Raw genomic sequence first — 455 nt, 5'->3', positions numbered from 1 at the left:
GGGTGTCACTCCTACCGCATTTGCGATGCATCTACATGAGTATATCAGTCAGGGCCTTGAGTCCATTCTTGGCGCGCTGGATATCGAAGGAAGCTATGATAAGCAACGAACGATAACTATTGCGACCACCCCCTCGGTCGGAGCCCTGGTCCTTCCTGTCATCTATCGGGCGATTAAATCTCACTATCCGCAGCTTTTACTGCGCAACCCCCCCATCAGCGACGCGGAAAACCAACTCAGTCAGTTTAAAACCGATCTCATCATCGATAACATGTTTTGCACCAATCGTACGGTGCAACATCATGTTCTGTTCACCGACAATATGGTGTTAATTTGCCGCGAGGGAAATCCACTACTCTCTTTAGAAGATGACAGGGAGACTATCGACAACGCTGCGCATATACTCCTGTTACCGGAAGGGCAAAATTTCAGCGGTCTGCGGCAGAGAGTTCAAG

Annotated in this window: 1 protein-coding gene; it reads left to right on the top strand. The window is 49.5% G+C overall.

Translation table 11 applies throughout. The annotated features are described in order from the left end of the window. Positions 1 to 455: LysR substrate-binding domain-containing protein (locus DNK34_RS25320; protein WP_131199546.1), on the top strand; the 455-nt coding region annotated here is incomplete at both ends.

The organism is Phytopseudomonas dryadis, assembly GCF_004327355.1.
GTDB lineage: Bacteria > Pseudomonadota > Gammaproteobacteria > Pseudomonadales > Pseudomonadaceae > Aquipseudomonas > Aquipseudomonas dryadis.
The sequence above is the reverse complement of the archived record's forward strand: the minus strand, read 5'-3'. Positions and strand labels throughout refer to the sequence as shown.